We start from the raw sequence: 19,790 nt of genomic DNA, 5'->3' as shown, positions 1-19,790 counted from the left end.
CTCACCGCTACCCTAGGAGCTCCCCGCCCCCAGGAATCCAGGAGTGAGATGCGGCGTGCCGCGGCGTTCTGTCTCGTCGTCCTGCTCGCGATCGTGGGGTGCTCCTCGGTCACGGCCGAGTCCCCCACGGCCGCGCCCCCGGTCATCACCACCTTCCCGGCCTTCGACTCCGACCGCGCCCGGCCGGACCGCGGTCTCGTGGTCAAGGCCGGCGGCGGCACGTTGCGCCAGGTCCTCGCGTACGCCGCGGGCCGCCCGGTGCCCGGTGCCCTCGACCCGGGGGGCACCACCTGGCGTTCAAGCTGGGCGCTGGAGCCCGACACCGAGTACGCGGTGACCGCGACCGCCGCCACCGCCGGCGGTCCTTCGTCCATCTCCATGGGCCGCTTCCGCACCCGCGCCGCCGGCCGTGCTTTCAACGTCTCCTCCGTCTCCCCGCTGCCCGGCGAGGAGGTCGGCGTCGGCATGCCGATCATCGTCACCTTCGACGGCCCCGTCCGCGACAAGGCCGCCGTGGAGCGCGCGCTGGAGGTCACCGCGGCCAAGCCGGTCGAGGGCGCCTGGCGCTGGACCGGCGACACCCAGGTCGTCTACCGCACCAGCCGCTTCTGGCCGGCCCGGCAGAAGGTCACCTTCACCGCCCACCTGACCGGCGTACGCCCGTCCCCCGGCGTCTTCGGCACCGACGACCACACGCTCTCCTTCACCGTGGGCCGCAAGCAGACCAGCACCGTCGACACCCGCACCCACCAGATGGTCGTCAGGCGCGACGGCCAGGTCGTCCAGAACATGGCCATCAGCGCCGGCATGGCCACCACCCGCGAATACACCACCACCAGCGGAGTCCATCTCACGATGGACAAGGGAAACCCGGTGCGCATGGTGTCCCCGGGACGGAAAAAAGGCGACCCGGGTTTTTACGACCTGATGATCGACCACGCCGTACGCATCTCGAATTCCGGCGAATACGTGCACGCGAAGAACAACGTCTGGGCCCAGGGCCGGGCCAACGTCAGCCACGGCTGCATCAATTCCCGCCCTGACCAGGCAGCCTGGTTCTTCGCCAACTCCCTGCGCGGCGACCCCGTCAGCATCACCGGAACCGACCGCCCGCTCGAATGGAACAACGGCTGGGGCTTCTGGCAGATTTCCTGGGAGAAATGGCAGCTGGGCAGCGCACTTCACGATCCGGCATCCAGCGGCGGATGGGTGCAACAAGCGCCCGCTCCAGGTTTAACGTAGGAGAGGGAACACCAAGCAGACCTAGGCCCGTTCACCTGTCAGGAGGGCCAACGCATGGAAGATTGGGTCATCTGGATAATCCTCGCCGTCGTGCTCGGTGTGGCGGAAATCTTCACCCTTACGGCCGCTCTGGGCATCCTCGGCGTCGCATCTCTCTTGACCGCCGCCACCGCGGCACTAGGCCTGCCCATTCCGCTTCAACTACTCGTCTTCACGCTGTCGTCGGCGGCCGGGCTGTTCACGGTCCGGCCCATCGCCATGCGGCACATCCGCCAGCCCCAGCTCAAGCGCTTCGGCGTGGAGGCGCTGGTCGGCAAGCACGCGTACGTGATCTCCGAGGTCACCGGCCGCGACGGCAGAGTACGCATCGGTGGCGAGGAATGGTCCGCACGCGCCTATGACGAAACGCTGGTCATCCCCACCGGGGCGACCGTCGACGTCATCGAGATCGAGGGCGCCACCGCCCTCGTCTATCCCCGGGAGTGATCATATGGAGCTGCTGATCGTCGGCTTGGTCATCGCCCTCTTCGCGGTGATCACGGTACTCAAAGCGGTACGCATCGTGCCGCAGGCGAGGGCCCGCAACGTCGAGCGGCTCGGCCGGTACCACCGCACACTCAAACCCGGACTCAACTTCGTCATCCCCTACGTCGACCGCGTCTACCCGATGATCGACCTGCGCGAACAGGTCGTCTCGTTCCGGCCCCAGCCGGTCATCACCGAGGACAACCTCGTCGTCGAGATCGACACCGTCCTCTACTTCCAGGTCACCGACCCACGCGCGGCGGCCTACGAGATCGCCAACTACATCCAGGCCGTCGAACAGCTCACCGTCACCACCCTGCGCAACGTCGTCGGCTCCATGGACCTGGAGAAGACCCTCACCTCCCGCGACACCATCAACAGCCAGCTACGCGGCGTCCTCGACGAGGCCACCGGCAAATGGGGCCTGCGCGTCAACCGGGTCGAGATCAAGGCGATCGACCCGCCCAAGACCATCAAGGACGCGATGGAGAAGCAGATGCGGGCCGAACGCGACAAGCGGGCCGCCATCCTCACCGCGGAAGGCCAGCGCCAATCCCAGATCCTCACCGCGGAAGGCGACAAGCAGGGCCGCATCCTGCGCGCCGAAGGCCAGCGCACCGCCGCCATCCTCGAAGCCGAAGGCCAGTCCCGCGCCATCGACCAGGTCTTCCAGGCCGTCCACCGCAACGACCCCGACCCCAAGCTGCTCGCCTACCAGTACCTCCAGGTGCTGCCGCAGCTCGCGCAGGGCGAGGGCAACACGTTCTGGGTCATCCCCAGCGAGGTGACCTCCGCGCTGCAGGGCGTGTCCAAGGCGTTCACCGAAGCCCTGCCCCGCTCGTCCGCCACCCGGGACGAGATCGCGGACGCGTCGGCGGCTGATGAGGAGGTGGCCAAGGCCTCGGAGGCGGCAGCCGAAGCGGTGGCCTCCGCCCAGGAAGCGGAAAAGCCTGGCCTGCCCCGGCAGCTGGGCGCGGCCGTACCGGAACCATCCCCCTTCCCCGACCTCGAAAAGGACCCCCAGCAAGCGGAACGCAACACCTAAAGCTCGGACCTCGCTTCGCTCGGGCTGTCTTACCTGAGGTCCCACCCCTTGCCCGGCTGGGTGGTCGGGCGGTTGGAGCCCACCCAACACGCATGGAGCTCCGCTTCGCTCCGCGCGTGCTTCCAGTCGGGCCAGGGGCCCGACCCCTGTCGGGCCTCGCTCCGCTCGGGCAGCCTGCCCAAGGCCCCACCCCTTGCCCAGCTAGGTGGTTGCCAGGTGGGGCCCTCCTACACCGCCGTCGAACTGGACAGGATCATGACTGCACCCCCCGCGGCGAAGACGGGCGTGCGCGCCCGCGAGATGAACCTCTATCGCCGCTACTTCGACCTGGTCGCCGATGGCTCCAAGACCGTCGAAGTGCGGGTGCGGTACCCCAACCTGCGCACCCTCAAGGCCGGAGACCATATCCGATTCGTGTGCGGCCACGACGACGCCCTCACCCGCGTCACACGTATTGCCCGTTACACCAGCTTCGAGGAGATGCTGGACGCCGAAGGCCCTGAGCGGGTGAACCCGACCAGCCCGCGCGAGCAGCAACTGGCCAACATCCGCCGCATCTATGGTCCCGAGAAGGAAGCCCTCGGTGTCCTGGCCATCGGGATCGAGCTCATCGAGGCCACCTCCCAGAGGTAGGTGTCGTGCTCGATCTTCGTGGGTTGCCGTTCGGATCGAGGATGAGAGGGGTGCGCAGGGGTCAGCCGGGGCTTGGGCGGCCGTGGCGCCAGTAGCCGATGAAGGCGATGTCCCTCTTTTCGATGTGGCGTTCGCTGACCAGGTGGCGGCGTACGCCGGTGGCCAGTTTCGACTCGCCGGCGATCCAGGCGTAGGAGGGCTTGCCCAGCTCGGGGGAATCCTTGATGGCCTCCAGGGCCAGGGTTCCGGGGACTGTGGTGGCGCCGTCGCGGGACAGCCAGGTCACGTGTACGCCCGCCGGGCACACGATCGTGCCACGGATGTCGGCGGCTTGCGGGACCTCCAGGTAGACGTGCCCGGTGAGGTCGGCGGGAGCCGTACTCAGGATGGAGAGGATCGCGGGCAGGGCGCTCTCGTCGCCCACCAGCAGTTGCCTGTCGGCGCCGTCGGGTGGGAGATAGGTGTAGCCCTCGTCGAGGATGCCGGCCGGGTCGCCGGGGCGGGCGCGGGCGGCCCAGGCGGAGGCGGGGCCTTCGTCGCCGTGCAGGGCGAACTCTATGTCCAGTTCCTGCTGGTCCGGGCGGTGGTCGCGGACGGTGTAGTTGCGTACCCACGGGCGGCGGGAGGTGGGTTGCAGCAGTGTTTCCGGCATCCAGGCGTCGTTCTTGAAGCTGGGCAGCCACAGGCTGTCCTGGCCTTCGCGCGGGAAGAAGAGGCGTACGCCGTGGTCGCGGCCGGGGCTGGTGAAGCCGGCGAGGGCCGGGCCGCCGAGGGTCAGGCGGTTGAACGACGGGCTCAGCCGGATGTTGGCGCGGACTTCCAGGGGCATGGTGCGCCGTCCTCTGGCGCGCTTGACCTTGGGGATCATTGACGGGCCTCGGCGATGCGGAGGCGGACACCGTCGAGGAAGAGCTCCAGGCCGTACGCGAAACGTTCTCCGGGGTCGGCGGTGATCATGCCTTCGACGGCGCGGCGCAGTTCGGTGTCGGCCAGTTCGCTTCCGCGCCGCTCCCAGTCGCCGGCCTCACGCTGGGCCTGCTCTTCGATGGTGTGGCCGAGCACGTAGTACATGGCGGTGAAGATCACCCATCCGGCCCGGTCGAGCGGGAAACCGGCGTCGGTGAGGATGCGCAGGGCCTGATGACCGCCCCGCACGGTGTTCGGCTCGGTCACGTACGTACCCGCGACCACGCGGGCGCCGTCGCGGTGGGCGAGCATGGCGCGGCGCAGGCGGTGGGCGATCTCCGCCAGTTGGGCGTCCCAGGGGCCGGGGGTGAGCGGGGTCTCGGTCACCGTGCCGATGATCCGGTCGGCCATGGCGCCGAGCAGGGCCTCTTTGTTCTTGAAGTGCCAGTAGATGCCGCCGGCCTGGACTCCCAGCCGCGCGCCCAGCTTGCGCATGGTCAGCCCGTCCAGGCCGTCGGTGTCGAGCAGGGCCAAAGCCCCGGTCACGACGTCCGCACGCTTCAGTTGCATGCGGCGAGTGTGACACGGAACCTGAACACCGTTCAATCCTGAACATCGTTCAGGTGAGGAACATCACTCCCCAGGCCCGGTCCCGGCGCCAGGTTCCGAGCGGCCGCGTCTCGGAAGCGGGTGAGGGTGCCGGGCCGGCGGGCCTGGGGCGTGCTTGCGGGATGGCGTCAGTCGACGTCGAGGGGGGCGCCGTCGCTGTCGACCAGTTCGCAGGTGGCCACGGGGCCGTTGGAGATGCCGGCCCAGATGCCGGCCACCACGTGCCGCTCGTCCCTGCCCACGGCGAACATCAGCACGCCGGTCTGGCCAGGGCCGATCTTGGTGAGGTCGAGCTGGTAGCCGGGGGCGTCGCTCATGTCCACGGTGGGCGGGAAGACGGTGAGCTTGGACTGCTCCCGCGGCACCCAGCTTTCGCTGCGCTTCTTCGGGGCGCACTGCTTGCCCTGCGGGACGAAGTCGACCACCACGTTGTAGCCCATGCCCCTGAGGTTGGCCTCCAGGCCCTTGGGGTCCTTGGCCTCATGGATCGTGACGGTGAGGGTGCCGTCGGGGTTCTTCTCCACGGCGTGGGCGGGGGTGCCGCCGCCCAGGACCAGCGGAAGGGCCACGGCCGCCGCGGCGGCCACGCCCAGCACCGGGGCCAGGACCATCGGACGGAACAGGTTGCGGCGCGGCCGGGTCTGGATCTCCGCCATCACGAACTCCTTCAGGTCACGGTGACGGCCGCCGGGAAGGTCGCGCTCCTCCGGGAAGACGTTCATGGGGTGCTCTCCTTGACGGGCCGGACCGCGGTGCCGCGGTCACCTCTTACCTGTCGGCGGGTGGCGGCGAGTTCCAGTTTCTTGCGGGCCCGGGACAGGCGGGAGCGGACCGTGCCGACGGGGACGCCGAGCGCCTCGGCCGCCTCCGCGTAGTCGAGGCCCGCGCCCACGCACAGGGCGAGGACGTCCTGCTCGTGTTCGCGCAGCCGTACGAAGGCTTCGCGCACGTCGTCCAGGCGCTGGGTGTCGGCCACGCGGTCGATCAGCTCGTCGGCGAAGTCGGGGACGGCCTCCGGTCTGGGCATTCTGGCCATCGCGTCCCGGTGTCTTCGGGCGGAACGCCGCAGGTTGCGGGCCACGTTGGTGGCCACGCCCAGGAGCCAGGGGCGCAGGGAACCGCCTTCCGGTTCGATCCGCTCCCGCAGCCGCCAGGCTTCCAGGAACGTCAGCGACACCACGTCCTCGGCGGCCGACCAGTCGCCGGTCAGCCGGTAGGCGTGGTTGTAGACGGCCTTGGCGAACTCGTCGAACAGGTCGCCGAAGGCCTGCCGGTCTCCGTCCCGGATCCGGGCACGCGTCGTCACATCCACACCCTGTACTGTCCGCGGACGCCCGGGGGTTCCGGGGTCTTAGAGGTGGAAGTCGGTGACCAGGGCGGCGTGGTCGGAGTAGAACGGGCCCGGTGGGTGGTGGGGCAGGCGTTCGGTGATGATTCTGGAGTCCGCGGCCTTGAGGCCCTTGGCGAAGATGTAGTCGATGCGCTCGGGGATGCGTACGTGGGCGCGGTCGGGCTGGGTGCTCCAGGTGTGGCCGGGGTCCTGTGAGACGGCGCGGAAGGTGTCGGTGAAGCCGGCGTCGACCAGGATCTGGGTGGTGCGCAGGTGGGGCCAGTCGGAGGCGGGCAGGACGTTGAGGTCGCCGGCCAGCACCACCGGTGACGGGTCGCCGGCCAGCAGGCGGGGCAGTTCCTCGCCGGCGATCCGGGTGAGCTCGGACAGCTGGACCCGCTCGGCCTGCCGGATCGCCTCGGGAGAAGCGCCGGAGGCGATCACGTCACCCAGCCAGGGTTCGGAGAAGTTGAGCCAGGCGACGAAGACATTGACCTCGGTCCCGCCGGGCAAACCGTGACGACCCAAGGAGCCGGACAAACCGGGATGGCCGGGGGTGCCGGACAAGCCGGGGGTGCCGGGGGTGCCGGGGGTGCCGGGGGTGCCGGGGGTGCCGGGGGTGCCGGGGGTGCCGGACAAGCCGGGGGTGCCGGGCGAGGTGACGCGGATGCCGCCGAAGCGGAAGTCGTCGAACGACGGCGGGAACACGTGCGTCACCGGCAGCCGGCTGAAGATCCAGAGGTTGTCGCGGTCCCCGGCGGTGATCCGGGTTCCCGTGTAGCCGGGCAGACCCTGGAGGATCGTCTCGGCGGCGCCGTACGTCTCGATGGAGCAGAAGACGTCAGGGGCGACGGCGGCGACCTGCTCCACGATGAGGGGCAGGTCGGCGCGGCCGCCGTCCCAAATGTTCCACGACAGGACCCTCAACGCCACTCCAGCAGCACATATCCCCGGTGCGGGACGTCGGCTTCGACGTGGACGCGGCCCTCGGCGCGCCGCACGGGGACGGACGCGGGTTCGGCGAGCGGGGCCAGGAGCGTCGCGGTGACGTCCCGGTCGAGGTCGGCGACGGGGCGGGCGGGGTCGGCCGAGCCGTTGGCGATCGCCAGGCGCCAGCCCGCGGCGGTTCTGGCCAGGTGCGGCAGCAGGTGCGGGCCGCCGGTGACCAGGGGAAGCTCCGCGTTCAGGTAGTGGAGGGAGCGGTGGGCGAGGGACTGTCCGTCGTCGCAGCGGCCGAGCGACTCGGGCGTACAGGCGGCCAGGGTGACGACGCGGCCGCCCAGGCGGTTGGTGAAGGCGACGCGGCCGTCGCCCCAGTGTTCGCCGCGCGGGGTGAGGATCTCGGTCCAGGTCTCGGCTCCGGGCAGGGCCGCGAGCCGCGCGACGGCCGGCTGTACGTTCACGCTGAGCAACTGCCCGCCGTCCAGAACCCGCTCCATGCTGTACGGCTGCCGCGCCGGCGCGTCGCGCTCGGCCACCTCCTCCACGCGCACCCCGAGCAGTTCCCCGAACCCGCGCTCGGCCAGCACGAGCGCCGCGTGCCCGTCGAGCAGCAGCCCGCCGGACAGCAACCTCTCCACCTCGCCGTCGGGCACACCCCAGGCGACCTTGCCGAACACGGCGTTGACCGCGCCCACCCCGGCCTGGACGGGCACCCCGTAGGGCAGCAGGTACTCGGCCGCCCGCAGCGGGTCGGCCCGCAGGCCGTCGAGGCCGCCGTCGCCCCACACGTGGGCGGCGGTGTCGGGCCACCACGGCACCCCCACCCCATGAACCGAGATATCCGGACTGAACGCCCGGTCCACGGCCGGGCGCGACCGCGCCAGCATCCGGCCCACTCTCGGATAGCGCTGCGGGTCACCGGTCACGAACGGATGCACGTCCAGCAGCAACCCGCCCGCGCCGGACAGCCGGGCCGTCACCATCTCCGACCACGTCTGGGTGTCGGACTTGGTCCACTCGGTGTGCGGCCAGTTCTCGATCTCCGGCGCCACCTCCACCCCGGCGGGACGCAGCCCCCGCTGCAGTTCCAGCATCGCGATCGAGTACGACAGCCGCCGCCCCGGCGCGTCCCCGTAGGGCGCGAAGTGCGGCCGGTGCACCTCGACCCGGTCGAAGAACGCCGCCCAGTCCCGGCCCTCGACCGAGGCCACGCCCAGCCCTGAGCTCATCAGCCCGAGCTTGGCCCGGCCGGCCACGGCCTGCCGTACCAGATCGAGGACCTCCAGCTGCACCTCGCGCCAGGTGCGCTGCAGCAGTGCCCGCCAGGGGTGCGGCGGGCCGGTGGCGGTGATCGCGGCGACCAGCTCCTCGCGGGTGGGCTTGTCGCCCGCGAGGAGTGCGAAGCGCTCCAGCATCTCGGGCTCGAAGCCGCCGCCCCAGGTGAGCGGGGCGTGGTTGTGGAAGCGGAAGTCGTCCTCCAGCCAGAGCACGCGGAAGCCCAGCCGGGAGAACCGCCCGTAGTGCCCGGCCAGCCAGTCCCGCCAGACCGGGCAGGCGAACGAGGCGGTCGCCGTGGCCGCCTCGCCCAGCGGGGAGACCATGGGCGCGAAGCCGAGGTCCTGCGTGCGGCCGCGGTCGGCGTGGCCGACGGTGACCCACGGGTTCAGGCTGGCGCCGATCCCGTGCGCGTCCAGCACGTCCTTCACCTCGGACACGTGCTCGAACCACAGGTCCTCGCCGACGCCGACCGGGTGGCCGGCGTGCAGTTCCTCCGAACCGTAGATGAGCACGACCTCCTCGATCCCGTGCCCGGCGCAGTACGCCGCCAGCCTGGCCGGATCCCGGCCGGGCAGCACCTGGTAGCGGAGGTGGTAGGTCATGACTGCCCGCGGTCGAAGTAGTCCACCAGCCCGGGGTCGAGCGCCGGGATGTCGTACGGCACGCCGCCGTCGCGCAGCGACATCGTGGCCATGTAACCCGCGGCCACGCTCATCCGCGCGGCCACCGGCGAGGTGTCGGTCACGCCGCCCTCCCGCACGAACCTGCAGAACTCGCCGATGATGCCCGGGTCGGCGCCGCCGTGCGAGCCCTTGGCCTCGGGGATCTTGTAGGTGATGTCGGCGTCGGCCCGGTACTCGCTCGGGCCGGTGTTCCACACCTTGACCACGTCGCCGGGGCCGTCGCCGAAGTTCTCCAGGCGGCCCTCGGTGCCGATCACCGTGTAGTTGCGGACGTAGTCGGGCGAGAAGTGGCACTGCTGGTAGGCGGCGATGACGCCGTTGTCCAGGCGCATGTTCATCACGGACACATCTTCCACGTCGACGACGTGGTTGAGATCGCGGCGGGTCGCGGGCGGCCAGTCGAACTCCTTCAGCCACCCCTCCGGCCTGGGCGTGTCCGCGGCGCGGCGGGGCAGGTCGCCGTAGACCATGAGGTCGCCGAAGGCGTTGACGCGGCTGGTGTAGCCGCCGGCCAGCCAGTGGATCACGTCCAGGTCGTGCGCGGCCTTCTGCAGCAGCAGGCCGGTGGTGTTGCGGCGGTCGGCGTGCCAGTCCTTGAAGTAGTAGTCGCCGCCGTAGGAGACGAAGTGCCGCACCCAGACGGCCTTCGGCTCGCCGATCACGCCCTTCTGGATGATCTCCCGCATCAGCCGGACCACGCCCATGTGCCGCATGTTGTGCCCGACGTACAGCCGCGTACCGGTCCTGCGCGCGGTCTCCAGGATGTTGTCGCAGCCCTCGACCGTGATGTGCATCGGCTTCTCGAGATAGACGGCCTTGCCCGCCTCCAGGCAGTCGACGGCCAGCCGCTCGTGCGTGTCGTCCGGGGTCGCCAGGATGATCGCGTCGATGTCGTCGCGTTCCAGCAGGTCGCGGTAGTCCTCGGCCATGAAGTCGGCCTCGAACCGCTTCGACTGGCGCTTGAGGACGGCCGGGTCGATGTCGCACAGCGCGCTCACCACCGACCCCTTGCCCGGCCGGTGCGCGGCCAGGTGCAGACTCGTCCGGAGACCGAGACCAACGGCTCCGATGCGCAGGTCTTCCACTTAGATCCCTTCTCGCGGGTACGGCGAGCCGTTCCACATCTTGCTGGCGAGGATGGCGAACGTGGGCCGGATCAGCCGGTCCACGTCCTGCTCGGTGTAGTCGAGCTCGGTCATGTCATTCCATACCGCCGACATGGCGCCGCGCAGCAGCGGATGCCGGGGTTCGACGGACTTGCCGCCCGGGAAGACGTGCGGCTGCCACTCGCGGGCCAGGAACTCCGCGTCCAGCCCGTCCGGGTGGTAGTAACCGGCCTTCGGGACGACGTAGAGCGTCTCGTCGTTGGTGTTGATGAACGGGTAGCCGTCCCTGATCGCCTCGACCGGGTCGTACCAGGAGTTGGCCCAGGTGTTGATCGTCACGTCCCGGTCGTAGCCCTCGGCGTCGCCGGTCATCCGGGTGAAGCTGCCCCAGGCGCGGGCCCGCTTGCCGTGCGACCTGATGTGTGCGGCCATGGCGTTGAAGTAGTCGCGGAACAGCCCGGGGTCGGCGAAGTACTCGTCGGCGCCGAAGTGCACCGCGGGACCGCGGAACCACGGGACGAACTCGTCGAACAGCTCCATCATGAAGGCGGTCGTCTGCGGCCTGGACAGGTCCAGGTGGTCGCCTTCGCCCAGTTCGGGGCGGAAGCGGGTGAAGGCCAGCGAGTGCGCGGGGCCGTCGATCTCCGGGATCAGCCGGACTCCGTTGGCCGCGGCGACGTCCTCGAAGGAGTCCCAGTCGGCCCGCGTGTACACGCCGTCGGTCGCCGACAGGCCGGGGAAGCGCGAGCTGGCCAGGCGGAAGGCGGCCTGGACGCCGTCCCAGCCGCCGCCTTCCCTCTTGAAGCCGTTGTCGTTGAGGTGGAGCTGCAGCTCGTTGAGCCTGAGCTCGCCCATGTGCGCGATCAGGTCGCGGATGTAGCCGGGGGTGAAGAAGCGGCGGCCGACGTCGAGCATGAAGCCGCGTACCTCGTAGCCGGGCCAGTCCACGGCCACGCCCACCGGCAGCGCGCCGTCCCGGGCCAGGGCCTGTTCGGCGGTGCGGGAGCCGTACAGGAGACCGGTCGGTGAGGGCGCCTCCACGACGGCGGCGTCGCGCGTGATCGTGAGGCGGTAGCCCTCCTCGGCGAAGCGCGGGCCGCCCTCGTCGTCGGTCAGGCCAGGGACGAGCTCCGTGCGGATCTCCGCGGGCCGGCAGACGCCCTCGCCCGCCAGCCAGCGCCGGACGTTCACCGCTCCACCTGGCCGCGGTCGAAGTAGGCCACCAGCTCGGGGTCCAGGGCCGGGATGTCGTACGGCACGCCGCCGTCGCGCAGCGACATCGTGGCCATGTAACCCGCGGCCACGCTCATCCGCGCGGCCACCGGCGAGGTGTCGGTCACGCCGCCCTCCCGCACGAACCCGCAGAACTCGCTAACGATCCGCTCGTCGGAACCACCATGTGAGCCCTTGGTCTCGGGCACCTTGTACGTGATGTCACCTTCGGCGCGATACCCGGTGGGACCGTGGTTCCACACCTTGACGTGGCCGCCGTCGTTCTCCAGGCGGCCTTCGGTGCCGATCACCGTGTAGCTGCGGTTGTAGTCGGGCGTGAAGTGACATTGCTGGTAGGCGGCGATGACGCCGTTGTCCAGGCGCATGTTCATGACCGAGAGGTCCTCGACGTCCACGACCGGGTTGAGGTCCCTGCGCGCGGCCGGCGGCCAGTCGAACTCCTTCAGCCACCCCTCCGGCCTGGGCAGGTCCGGGGCGCGGCGGGGCAGGTCGCCGTAGACCACGAGGTCGCCGAAGGCGTTGACCCTGGTCGTGTAGCCGCCGGCCAGCCAGTGGATCACGTCCAGGTCGTGCGCGGCCTTCTGCAGCAGCAGGCCGGTCGTCCTGGCCCGCTCGGCGTGCCAGTCCTTGAAGAAGTAGTCGCCGCCGTAGGAGACGAAGTGCCGCACCCAGACGGTCTTGGGGGCGCCGATGTCGCCCCTCTGGATGATCTCCCGCATCAGCCGCACGACGCCCATGTGCCGCATGTTGTGGCCCATGTAGAGGCGCGTACCGGTCCTGCGCGCGGTCTCCAGGATGTTGTCGCAGCCCTCGACCGTGATGTGCATCGGCTTCTCGAGATAGACGGCCTTGCCCGCCTCCAGGCAGTCGACGGCCAGCCGCTCGTGCGTGTCGTCCGGGGTCACGACGAGGACGGCGTCGATGTCGTCGCGTTCCAGCAGGTCGCGATGGTCCTCGGTGAGGTACGGCGAGCCGAACCGCTCCTCCGCCCTCTTCAGCGCGGCGGGGTCGGAGTCGCAGAGGGCGGCGACCACCGAACCACGGCCCGGCCGGTGCGCGGCCACCGCGAGGCTGAGCCGCAGCCCGAGGCCGATGACCCCGATGCGTAGATCTTCCACTTGCCGTCCCTTCAGGCTCCTTGACCAGTCCTGAAGGTTAGCGAGGATTTATGAAAGAATCTATAGAAAATCAGGCAGAAATTCCGGCGTAAGCGACACCAGGGCCGTGAACGACCCTGGAGATAAGCAACTCGGCAGCGTTAAAGCCCTACGGAGAAGAGGGTTCTGTCGGCGTGGTTGAGCGCCAGCCGTACCGCGCCCACCACGATCGACTCGCGGCCCAGCTCGGAGGCGACCACCTTGGGCGGGTAGAGGCAGACCCGGTCGAGATAGGCCTGGATCGGGCCGACCAGCAGCTCACGGCCCCGCGCGAGCGCGCCGCCGATCACCACCATCTCGGGGTCGAGCGGGTTGACGATCGTGACCAGTCCCTCGCCCAGCTTCAGCGCGAACTGCTCCACCGCCTCCACCGCGGCGGGCTCCCCCGACCTGGCGCGCTCGAAGGCGAACTCTGCCATGTCACTCGGCGCCCGCAGCTCGCCCGGCTCGGCGGCCATCGCGTAGGCGATCACGCTCCCGAACGCCGACCAGTTGCCGTTGGGCTGCTCGCCCAGCTCGCCCGACGCCGCGTGGGCGCCCCGGTACGGCACACCGTCGATGAGCAGCCCGAGCGCCAGCCTGTTGCCGGTGAACAGGTAGACCACGTCCCGGCACTCCTGCGCCACGCCCCGCCAGTGCTCGGCCAGGACGGCCAGGCGCATGTCGTTCTCCACCAGCAGCGGCGCGGACAGGGCCTTGCGCAGCTCCGCCTGCAGCTCCAGACCCGTCCAGTCGCGCAGCCTGACGCTCTTGACCACGCGGCCCTCGCCGTCGACCACACCCGTGGTCCCGACCCCGACCGCCGCCAGGTCCCCGGCCGTCAGCCCGAGATCGGCCGCGCTCTCCTCCACGAGCTTGACCACGGCGGCCATGCGCTCGCCCGCGTCCACCTCGCGCGGCACCCCGGCCGAGCGCGAACCGACCACGTTCCCCTTGAGGTCGGCGGTCATGGCCCGGATCGTGGAGCCGCCGATCCCGATCCCCACGACATGCCTGGCCGCCGCCCGGAACCGGTAGCGCCGCGCCGGGCGCCCCCGCTGCCGGTCGCCCAGCTCTTCCTCGCACTCCTCCGCCCAGCCTTCGGCCAGGAGTTCCTCCACGATCGCCTCGGCCGTCGGCCTGGACACCTTCGCCGCCTTGGCCAGCTCGGTGAGCGTGACATCGTCGCCGGCCCGCAGGATCCGCAGGATCGCCGCCGAGTTGAGCCTGCGCAGAAGGGAGGCGTCGCCGCTCTGCTGTACCACCTGACCTCCACCCTTCTGGTTGAACGAACAGTCTACTTAGCCAACCTTGTTACGTAATCACTACCAGGCCCCACGACCCCAACCGTTTGCCGTCAACCACCCCGCCCGAGCTCCCCCACCTCACGGGAAGACCCGCACACGGTCCCCGACGCGCTGGGACACCACCCGCACGATCCCCCGCTCCCCTCGCGACCCGCCCGCGCGGGAGGACCGCGGAGCGTCCGGCACCGGAAGAGACGCCGCCTTGCCCGGAACCGGCGTCGCCAGGCGGGTGACACGGGGCCGACGGCTCGGAGGTCCTCGGGACGGTGGGTGGGCAGGGGGTGACGGCTTTCCCGCCGGAGGGACGACACGCCAGGGATCGCTGAGGGTCTGGGCTGTGGGAATGGGGGTCTGGCAGGGGCGTGAAGGTTCTCTGTTGGGGGAGTTAAGGAAACCTCGATGGACATGCCCGAAGCCCGCCGGGCACAGTGCGTAAGGTTCAGACGAGGGGGTTGGTTGCCATGAAGGCGCTGGTCAAGGAGCGGCCCGAAGAGGGGCTGTGGCTGAGGGACGTGCCGGAGCCGACGGTGGGGCCGGGTGAGGTGCTGATCAAGGTGCTGCGTACCGGCATCTGCGGCACCGACCTGCATATCCGGAAATATGATGACTGGGCCAGGCACACCCTTGATCTGCCACTGATCGTGGGGCATGAGTTCAGCGGGACCGTGGTCGAGGTCGCGGCCGGGGTCGAGGACATCAAGGTCGGGGACCTGGTCAGCGGCGAGGGACACCTCGTGTGCGGGAAGTGCCGCAACTGCATGGCCGGGCGCCGCCACCTGTGCCGCAACACGATCGGGCTGGGGGTCAACCGCGACGGCGCCTTCGCCGAGTTCGTGTCGATCCCCGCCTCCAACGTCTGGGTGCACCGGGTCCCGGTCGACCCCGACATCGCGGCCATCTTCGATCCGTTCGGCAACGCCGTACACACGGCGCTGTCCTTTCCGCTCGTCGGCGAGGACGTGCTGATCACCGGCGCCGGGCCCATCGGGCTCATGGCCGCCGCGGTCGCCACCCACGTCGGCGCGCGCAACGTCGTGATCACCGACGTGAGCCCGGAACGGCTCGATCTGGCGGGGAAGCTCGGCGTCACGCTCGCGCTCAACGTCGCGCGAACGCCCATCGCCGACGGGATGAAGCAGCTGGGGATGCGGGAGGGGTTCGACGTCGGGCTGGAGATGTCCGGCAACCCCCGGGCCATGCGGGAGATGATCGCCACGATGACCCACGGCGGGAAGATCGCGATGCTGGGGCTTCCGGCGGAGGAGTTCGCGATCGACTGGTCCACGGTGGTGACGTCGATGATCACCATCAAGGGCATCTACGGCCGCGAGATGTTCGAGACCTGGTACAACATGTCGGTCCTGCTGGAGAAGGGCCTCGACCTCTCCCCCGTGATCACCGACCGCTTCGGCTACCGCGACTTCGACGCCGCCTTCGACACCGCGGCCAGTGGCCGTACCGGCAAGGTCATTCTCGACTGGGAGTGAACGCCGCCCGCCGTACCAGATCTTGGAGGATTGATGTTTTCCACCGTCCGCGACCAGTTGCGTGAGACGCTCGACGAGATCACCGAGGCCGGGCTGCACAAGCCCGAGCGGGTGATCAGCACCCCGCAGAACTCCCACGTACGCGTGGGCGAGGCCGAGGTCCTGAACTTCTGTGCCAACAACTACCTCGGCCTGGCCGACAACCCCGAGGTCGTCGCGGCCGCGCGGCAGGCGCTGGAGCGGTGGGGGTTCGGGATGGCGTCGGTGCGGTTCATCTGCGGGACGCAGGAGGTGCACAAGGAGCTGGAAGCCCGCCTGTCGGACTTCCTGGGCATGGAGGACACGGTCCTCTACAGCTCGTGTTTCGACGCCAACGGCGGTGTGTTCGAGACGCTGCTCGACGCACAGGACGCGGTGATCTCCGACGCGCTGAACCACGCGAGCATCATCGACGGCATCCGGCTGTCGAAGGCCAGGCGCTTCCGCTACGCCAACCGGGACATGGGCGAGCTGGAGTCGCGGCTCAAGGAGGCCTCGGACGCGCGGCGGCGGCTGATCGTCACCGACGGCGTGTTCTCCATGGACGGATATCTCGCGCCGTTGCAGGAGATCTGTGATCTGGCGGACCGGTATGACGCGATGGTCATGGTCGACGACTCGCACGCCGTCGGCTTCGTCGGCCCCACCGGCCGCGGCACGCCGGAGCTGCACGGCGTCACCGACCGGGTCGACATCATCACCGGCACGCTGGGCAAGGCGCTCGGCGGCGCCAGCGGCGGCTACGTCGCGGCCCGCAAGGAGATCTGCGAGCTTCTGCGGCAGCGGTCGCGGCCGTACCTGTTCTCCAACTCGCTCGCGCCGGTCATCGCCGCCGCGTCCCTGCGCATCCTCGACCTGCTGGAGACCTCCAACGACGCCCGCGACCAGCTACGCGCCAACACCGCGCGCTTCCGTGAGCGGATGACCGAGGCCGGGTTCGACATCCTGCCCGGCGACCACCCCATCGCGCCCGTCATGATCGGTGACGCGGCCGAGGCCGGAGCCATGGCCGAGCGGCTGCTTGAGCTGGGCATCTACGTGATCGGCTTCTCCTACCCGGTGGTGCCGCACGGGCAGGCGCGCATCCGCGTCCAGCTCTCGGCCGCCCATTCCACCGAGGACGTCGACCGCGCCGTGGACGCGTTCATCACGGCACGCAACGGATAGACCCTATGCTCGGCCGCGTGATAGAGACGCGGCGCCTGCGTACGCTCCGCGCGGTGGCCGACCACGGTACGGTCACCGCCGCGGCGGCGGCGCTCCACCTCACGCCGTCGGCGGTGTCCCAGCAGCTCGGCGCGCTGGAGCACGAGGTCGGGCACCGGCTGTTCATCCGCGACGGCCGCGGCGTACGGCTCACCGCGGTCGGCCGCATCATGCTGGCCCACGCCAACGAGGTCCTGGCCCAGCTCGAACGCGCGGAAGCCGAGGTCGCCGCCTACACGACCGGGGCGGCCGGCGAGGTCACCGTGGCCTCGTTCGCCACCGCGATCGCCGTCCTCCTGGCCCCCGCCGTACGCACGCTGCGCGAGACCTCCCCCGGCCTGGACGTGCGCGTGCGCGACGCGGAAGGCGACCACAGCCTCACCATGCTCCTGGACGGCGGAGCCGACCTGGCCATCGCCGTCGAGTACCGGGGCGCACCGGCCGACCAGCGCCTGACCCGCGTCCCCCTGTACGCCGAGCCGTTCGACCTGGTCCTGCCCACGAGCCACCTCCTGGCGAAGTCGGGCGGCGTCGCGCTGGCCGAGCTGGCGGCCGAGAGCTGGATCGGCCCGTACCCGGGCAACCCGGTGCACGACGTCATCGCCGTGGCCTGCGAGCAGGCCGGGTTCACCCCGGACTTCGCCCACTCCTCCGACGACTTCCGCGCGGTGGTGGCGCTGGTGGGGGCAGGTTCCGGAGTGGCGCTGGTGCCCCGGCTGGCGCTGCGGGACCTCGACCTCACCGGCGTGGTGGTGCGGGAGGCGCCGGGCCCGGAGCGCCGGGTGTTCGCCGCGGTCCGCAGGGGTGCCGAGCACCATCCGCTCCTGCGTCCTCTGCTGATCACCCTGGACGCCACGGCCACCGATCTCTTCCCGCACACCTGAAACAAGCCCACAAAGGCGGACATCTACCGATACGTAAGCTCCCCTATCGGAAGGACCCGCTCTGTGGGACCACCCGAGCCTCGCCGACGCTTCGAGGCGCTCTATCTCACCCATTACTCCGCCGTGGCCGCCTATGTGACCCGGCGTACCGCATCACCCGACGACGCCGCCGACGTGATCTCCGAGACGTTCACGACGGCCTGGCGCCGCATCGACGACATCCCCTCCGGCGACGAGGCCCGATGGTGGCTGTACGGCACCGCCCGCCGTATCCTCGCCAACCACCACCGCGCCGAGTCCCGCCGCGAAGCCCTCGGCCTGCGCCTGCGCGCGGAGCTGGCCGTCTGGGCCGAGTCCCGCCCCGACCAGGCTCCCGACGTGGCCCGCGAGGCGTTCGCCCGGTTGTCGGAGCCGGACAGGGAACTGCTGTCCCTGGTCGGCTGGGAGGGCCTGGACAGCGCCGAGATCGCCAAGGTCGTCGGCGCCTCGCGCGGAGCCGTACGCCTGCGGCTGCATCGCGCCCGCAAGCGGCTGGCCGCCGCACTCGCGCAGGCCGACCTCGACCTCACCCGCTACGGCCCGCGCGCCGTAGCACTCGCGAAGGAGAGCCCGTGAGCACCGACATCGACCAGATCGTCACCCGGCTCGCCCCGCCGGCGGGACCGGGCCTGACCGAAGGCGCGCACGACCTGATGAACGAGATCATGACCCTGTCCGCCGCCCCGGCGAGGTCCCGGGTGAGCAGGGCCCGCGCGACGCTGGCCAGGAAGCGCATCGCCCTGCCCGGGATCGCCACGGTGGCGGCCGCCGCGCTGGCCGCGGCCTGGTTCCTGGGCCCGGCGGCCCAGCCCGCCGCCGCCCTCGACATCCGGCGCGAAGGCGACCACTACGTGATCGAGGTCAAGGACCTGTACGCCGATCCGGGCAAGTACGAGGAGCAGTTGCGGGCGGCCGGGCTGAACATCTCGCTCCGGGTCATCCCGTCCTCCCCGGGCGGCGTCGGCCGGATCTTCCCCACCACGAAGGACGGCCCCGAGCCGCGCTACCTGACCGAGTTCGAGCAGATCCAGGGCACCGGCGAGTGCCGCAAGTTCGACGGCTGCCCGATCGGCATCAAGATCCCGGTGAGCTTCCGCGGCGCCGCCGACGTCGCCCTGGGCCGCGAGGCCCGTCCCGGTGAGCCTGTCGAAAGCGGCGGCCCCTTCGACGGGCCGGACGAGCCGATGAACTGCGTGCCGTACCTGAACAAGACCGTGGCCGAGGTACGCGACCTGCTCGCCCAGCGCGGCTGGAGCATCGACACCTACCAGGTCCTGACCGGCGAGGAGGAGCCGGAGGAGCGCACTTCGGTGCCCGACGGCTGGCATGTGACCGGCGGCTACGTGACCCATGGCGGCAAGGTGAGCCTTTTCACCGACTCCGAGCCGATGCCGCAGGAAGAAGCGGACACCATGTTCGCGCGGCAGAACTGCTGAGCGCGGGCATTCAGGCGCCGCCCCTTGACCAGCCCGACAAGTCATGAAATATAGGGAAGGAGATATATATCGGAACCTCGATATACCGGAGGTGTCAGCGTGGCGACCCAGGATCAGCGGCGGGCCGAGACCCGTACCAGGCTGATCGACGCCGCCGCCGACCTCTTCGCCAGAAAGGGGTTCCACGCCGTCTCCGCCGAAGCGGTGGCCGAGGCCGCCGACCGGACCACCGGCGCCCTCTACAACCACTTCGGCGGCAAGGAAGGCCTCCTGCTCGCCCTGCTGGAGGTGTGGAAGGACCAGACCGCGGCCGACCTGCTCGCCGGATTCGAGGAGATCACCGAACTCGACGACCGGCTGGCCGCCCTCCTCGACGTCCTCATCCGTGACGAACCGGATCGCGGTGCGGCATGGCTCCTGCTCGAACTGGAGCTGTGGCTGCACGGCGCGCGCGATCCCCACATCGGCGAACCGCTGGCCAGGCGCTACGCCGACATCCGTACCCGGCTGGCCGAGGGGCTGTCCGACTGGTCGGCGGCCGCCGGCGTACCACTCAGGCGATCGCCCGAGCAGACCGCCGTGGCCGTGCTCGGGTTACTCATCGGTTGCGCGGTACAGCACCGCCTCGACCCGCCCGCCGTGGAGCGGGCGGCCGTGGTGCTCGCCCTGCGTGACCTGCTCGGCTTCTGACCCCCTCATCCGGTACGGCTCCGCCGTACCGGAG

Annotated in this window: 20 protein-coding genes; 10 read left to right on the top strand and 10 right to left on the bottom strand. The window is 70.3% G+C overall.

Annotated features, from left to right (window positions below; translation table 11 throughout):
• The first annotated feature begins 48 nt into the window (after positions 1-48).
• From ACIBKY_RS21245 to ACIBKY_RS21230, 4 genes are all read left to right on the top strand, one after another.
• Positions 49-1,242, top strand: a complete 1,194-nt coding sequence (locus ACIBKY_RS21245; protein WP_397098555.1) for an Ig-like domain-containing protein — start codon at positions 49-51, stop codon at positions 1,240-1,242.
• 54 nt (positions 1,243-1,296) lie between these two features.
• The gene (locus tag ACIBKY_RS21240) at positions 1,297-1,728 is read left to right on the top strand and encodes an NfeD family protein (RefSeq protein ID WP_397098553.1); all 432 of its coding nucleotides are present in this window, start codon (positions 1,297-1,299) and stop codon (positions 1,726-1,728) included.
• Between the two features lie 4 nt (positions 1,729-1,732).
• Positions 1,733-2,812 carry an SPFH domain-containing protein gene (locus tag ACIBKY_RS21235; RefSeq protein ID WP_397098552.1) on the top strand — a complete coding sequence of 360 codons (1,080 nt, stop codon included), beginning with the start codon at positions 1,733-1,735 and terminating at the stop codon, positions 2,810-2,812.
• A gap of 255 nt (positions 2,813-3,067) precedes the next feature.
• On the top strand, positions 3,068-3,445 hold the full coding sequence (locus tag ACIBKY_RS21230; RefSeq protein ID WP_397098550.1) for an ASCH domain-containing protein: 378 nt from the start codon (positions 3,068-3,070) through the stop codon (positions 3,443-3,445).
• Positions 3,446-3,506: 61 nt separating this feature from the next.
• Here the strand turns inward: ACIBKY_RS21230 and ACIBKY_RS21225 are convergent, their stop codons facing one another.
• From ACIBKY_RS21225 to ACIBKY_RS21180, 10 genes are all read right to left on the bottom strand, one after another.
• Complete coding sequence (locus tag ACIBKY_RS21225; protein WP_397098548.1) at positions 3,507-4,274, bottom strand: siderophore-interacting protein; 768 nt, start codon at positions 4,272-4,274, stop codon at positions 3,507-3,509.
• A gap of 35 nt (positions 4,275-4,309) precedes the next feature.
• On the bottom strand, positions 4,310-4,921 hold the full coding sequence (locus ACIBKY_RS21220; protein ID WP_397098546.1) for a TetR/AcrR family transcriptional regulator C-terminal domain-containing protein: 612 nt from the start codon (positions 4,919-4,921) through the stop codon (positions 4,310-4,312).
• 167 nt (positions 4,922-5,088) lie between these two features.
• Positions 5,089-5,682, bottom strand: coding sequence for a hypothetical protein (locus ACIBKY_RS21215; protein WP_397098544.1), 594 nt, complete (start codon positions 5,680-5,682; stop codon positions 5,089-5,091).
• Positions 5,679-6,266 (bottom strand): RNA polymerase sigma factor, encoded by a 588-nt coding sequence (locus ACIBKY_RS21210; protein ID WP_397098542.1) that lies wholly within the window; start codon positions 6,264-6,266, stop codon positions 5,679-5,681. Before ACIBKY_RS21210 ends, ACIBKY_RS21215 begins: the two co-directional genes overlap by 4 nt.
• A gap of 45 nt (positions 6,267-6,311) precedes the next feature.
• Entirely contained in the window at positions 6,312-7,223 is a 912-nt protein-coding gene (locus ACIBKY_RS21205) for an endonuclease/exonuclease/phosphatase family protein (protein WP_397098540.1), read from the bottom strand.
• Positions 7,214-9,112 carry a hypothetical protein gene (locus tag ACIBKY_RS21200; protein ID WP_397098538.1) on the bottom strand — a complete coding sequence of 633 codons (1,899 nt, stop codon included), beginning with the start codon at positions 9,110-9,112 and terminating at the stop codon, positions 7,214-7,216. Before ACIBKY_RS21200 ends, ACIBKY_RS21205 begins: the two co-directional genes overlap by 10 nt.
• Positions 9,109-10,278 carry a Gfo/Idh/MocA family protein gene (locus ACIBKY_RS21195; RefSeq protein WP_397098536.1) on the bottom strand — a complete coding sequence of 390 codons (1,170 nt, stop codon included), beginning with the start codon at positions 10,276-10,278 and terminating at the stop codon, positions 9,109-9,111. Before ACIBKY_RS21195 ends, ACIBKY_RS21200 begins: the two co-directional genes overlap by 4 nt.
• Entirely contained in the window at positions 10,279-11,490 is a 1,212-nt protein-coding gene (locus ACIBKY_RS21190) for a glycoside hydrolase family 20 protein (RefSeq protein ID WP_397098534.1), read from the bottom strand.
• The gene (locus tag ACIBKY_RS21185) at positions 11,487-12,650 is read right to left on the bottom strand and encodes a Gfo/Idh/MocA family protein (protein WP_397098532.1); all 1,164 of its coding nucleotides are present in this window, start codon (positions 12,648-12,650) and stop codon (positions 11,487-11,489) included. The genes ACIBKY_RS21190 and ACIBKY_RS21185 overlap by 4 nt, the downstream gene beginning before the upstream one ends.
• Before the next feature lie 140 nt (positions 12,651-12,790).
• Positions 12,791-13,933: an ROK family transcriptional regulator gene (locus tag ACIBKY_RS21180; RefSeq protein WP_379618330.1), complete on the bottom strand. Its 1,143-nt coding sequence runs from the start codon at positions 13,931-13,933 to the stop codon at positions 12,791-12,793.
• A 503-nt stretch (positions 13,934-14,436) separates the two neighbouring features.
• Between ACIBKY_RS21180 and tdh the strand changes: the two genes are divergently transcribed.
• The 6 genes from tdh to ACIBKY_RS21150 all read left to right on the top strand — a co-directional run bounded on the left by tdh (position 14,437) and on the right by ACIBKY_RS21150 (position 19,756).
• On the top strand, positions 14,437-15,462 hold the full coding sequence (tdh, locus tag ACIBKY_RS21175; protein WP_397098530.1) for an L-threonine 3-dehydrogenase: 1,026 nt from the start codon (positions 14,437-14,439) through the stop codon (positions 15,460-15,462).
• Positions 15,463-15,495: 33 nt separating this feature from the next.
• Positions 15,496-16,668: a glycine C-acetyltransferase gene (locus ACIBKY_RS21170; protein WP_397098528.1), complete on the top strand. Its 1,173-nt coding sequence runs from the start codon at positions 15,496-15,498 to the stop codon at positions 16,666-16,668.
• Positions 16,669-16,685: 17 nt separating this feature from the next.
• A complete protein-coding gene (locus tag ACIBKY_RS21165; RefSeq protein WP_397098526.1) occupies positions 16,686-17,591 on the top strand; it encodes a LysR family transcriptional regulator in 906 nt (301 codons plus the stop codon).
• 63 nt (positions 17,592-17,654) lie between these two features.
• Positions 17,655-18,206, top strand: coding sequence for an RNA polymerase sigma factor (locus ACIBKY_RS21160; RefSeq protein WP_397098524.1), 552 nt, complete (start codon positions 17,655-17,657; stop codon positions 18,204-18,206).
• Positions 18,203-19,066 (top strand): hypothetical protein, encoded by an 864-nt coding sequence (locus tag ACIBKY_RS21155; RefSeq protein ID WP_397098522.1) that lies wholly within the window; start codon positions 18,203-18,205, stop codon positions 19,064-19,066. Before ACIBKY_RS21160 ends, ACIBKY_RS21155 begins: the two co-directional genes overlap by 4 nt.
• A 99-nt stretch (positions 19,067-19,165) precedes the next feature.
• Positions 19,166-19,756, top strand: a complete 591-nt coding sequence (locus tag ACIBKY_RS21150) for a TetR/AcrR family transcriptional regulator (RefSeq protein WP_397098520.1) — start codon at positions 19,166-19,168, stop codon at positions 19,754-19,756.
• Positions 19,757-19,790: the final 34 nt, after the last annotated feature.

This window comes from Nonomuraea sp. NPDC050394, from assembly GCF_044459065.1.
Classification (GTDB): Bacteria; Actinomycetota; Actinomycetes; order Streptosporangiales; family Streptosporangiaceae; genus Nonomuraea.
Note: the sequence above shows the minus strand (reverse complement) of the source record. Positions and strands in the feature narration are given on the sequence as shown.

Bases quoted from the DNA above. Each gene is read 5' to 3' on its own strand.
- ACIBKY_RS21245 (WP_397098555.1), top strand. From the start codon at position 49: ATGCGGCGTGCCGCGGCGTTCTGTCTCGTCGTCCTGCTCGCGATCGTG.
- ACIBKY_RS21240 (WP_397098553.1), top strand. From the start codon at position 1,297: ATGGAAGATTGGGTCATCTGGATAATCCTCGCCGTCGTGCTCGGTGTG.
- ACIBKY_RS21235 (WP_397098552.1), top strand. From the start codon at position 1,733: ATGGAGCTGCTGATCGTCGGCTTGGTCATCGCCCTCTTCGCGGTGATC.
- ACIBKY_RS21230 (WP_397098550.1), top strand. From the start codon at position 3,068: ATGACTGCACCCCCCGCGGCGAAGACGGGCGTGCGCGCCCGCGAGATG.
- ACIBKY_RS21225 (WP_397098548.1), bottom strand. From the start codon at position 4,274: ATGCCCCTGGAAGTCCGCGCCAACATCCGGCTGAGCCCGTCGTTCAAC.
- ACIBKY_RS21220 (WP_397098546.1), bottom strand. From the start codon at position 4,921: ATGCAACTGAAGCGTGCGGACGTCGTGACCGGGGCTTTGGCCCTGCTC.
- ACIBKY_RS21215 (WP_397098544.1), bottom strand. From the start codon at position 5,682: ATGAACGTCTTCCCGGAGGAGCGCGACCTTCCCGGCGGCCGTCACCGT.
- ACIBKY_RS21200 (WP_397098538.1), bottom strand. From the start codon at position 9,112: ATGACCTACCACCTCCGCTACCAGGTGCTGCCCGGCCGGGATCCGGCC.
- tdh (WP_397098530.1), top strand. From the start codon at position 14,437: ATGAAGGCGCTGGTCAAGGAGCGGCCCGAAGAGGGGCTGTGGCTGAGG.
- ACIBKY_RS21170 (WP_397098528.1), top strand. From the start codon at position 15,496: ATGTTTTCCACCGTCCGCGACCAGTTGCGTGAGACGCTCGACGAGATC.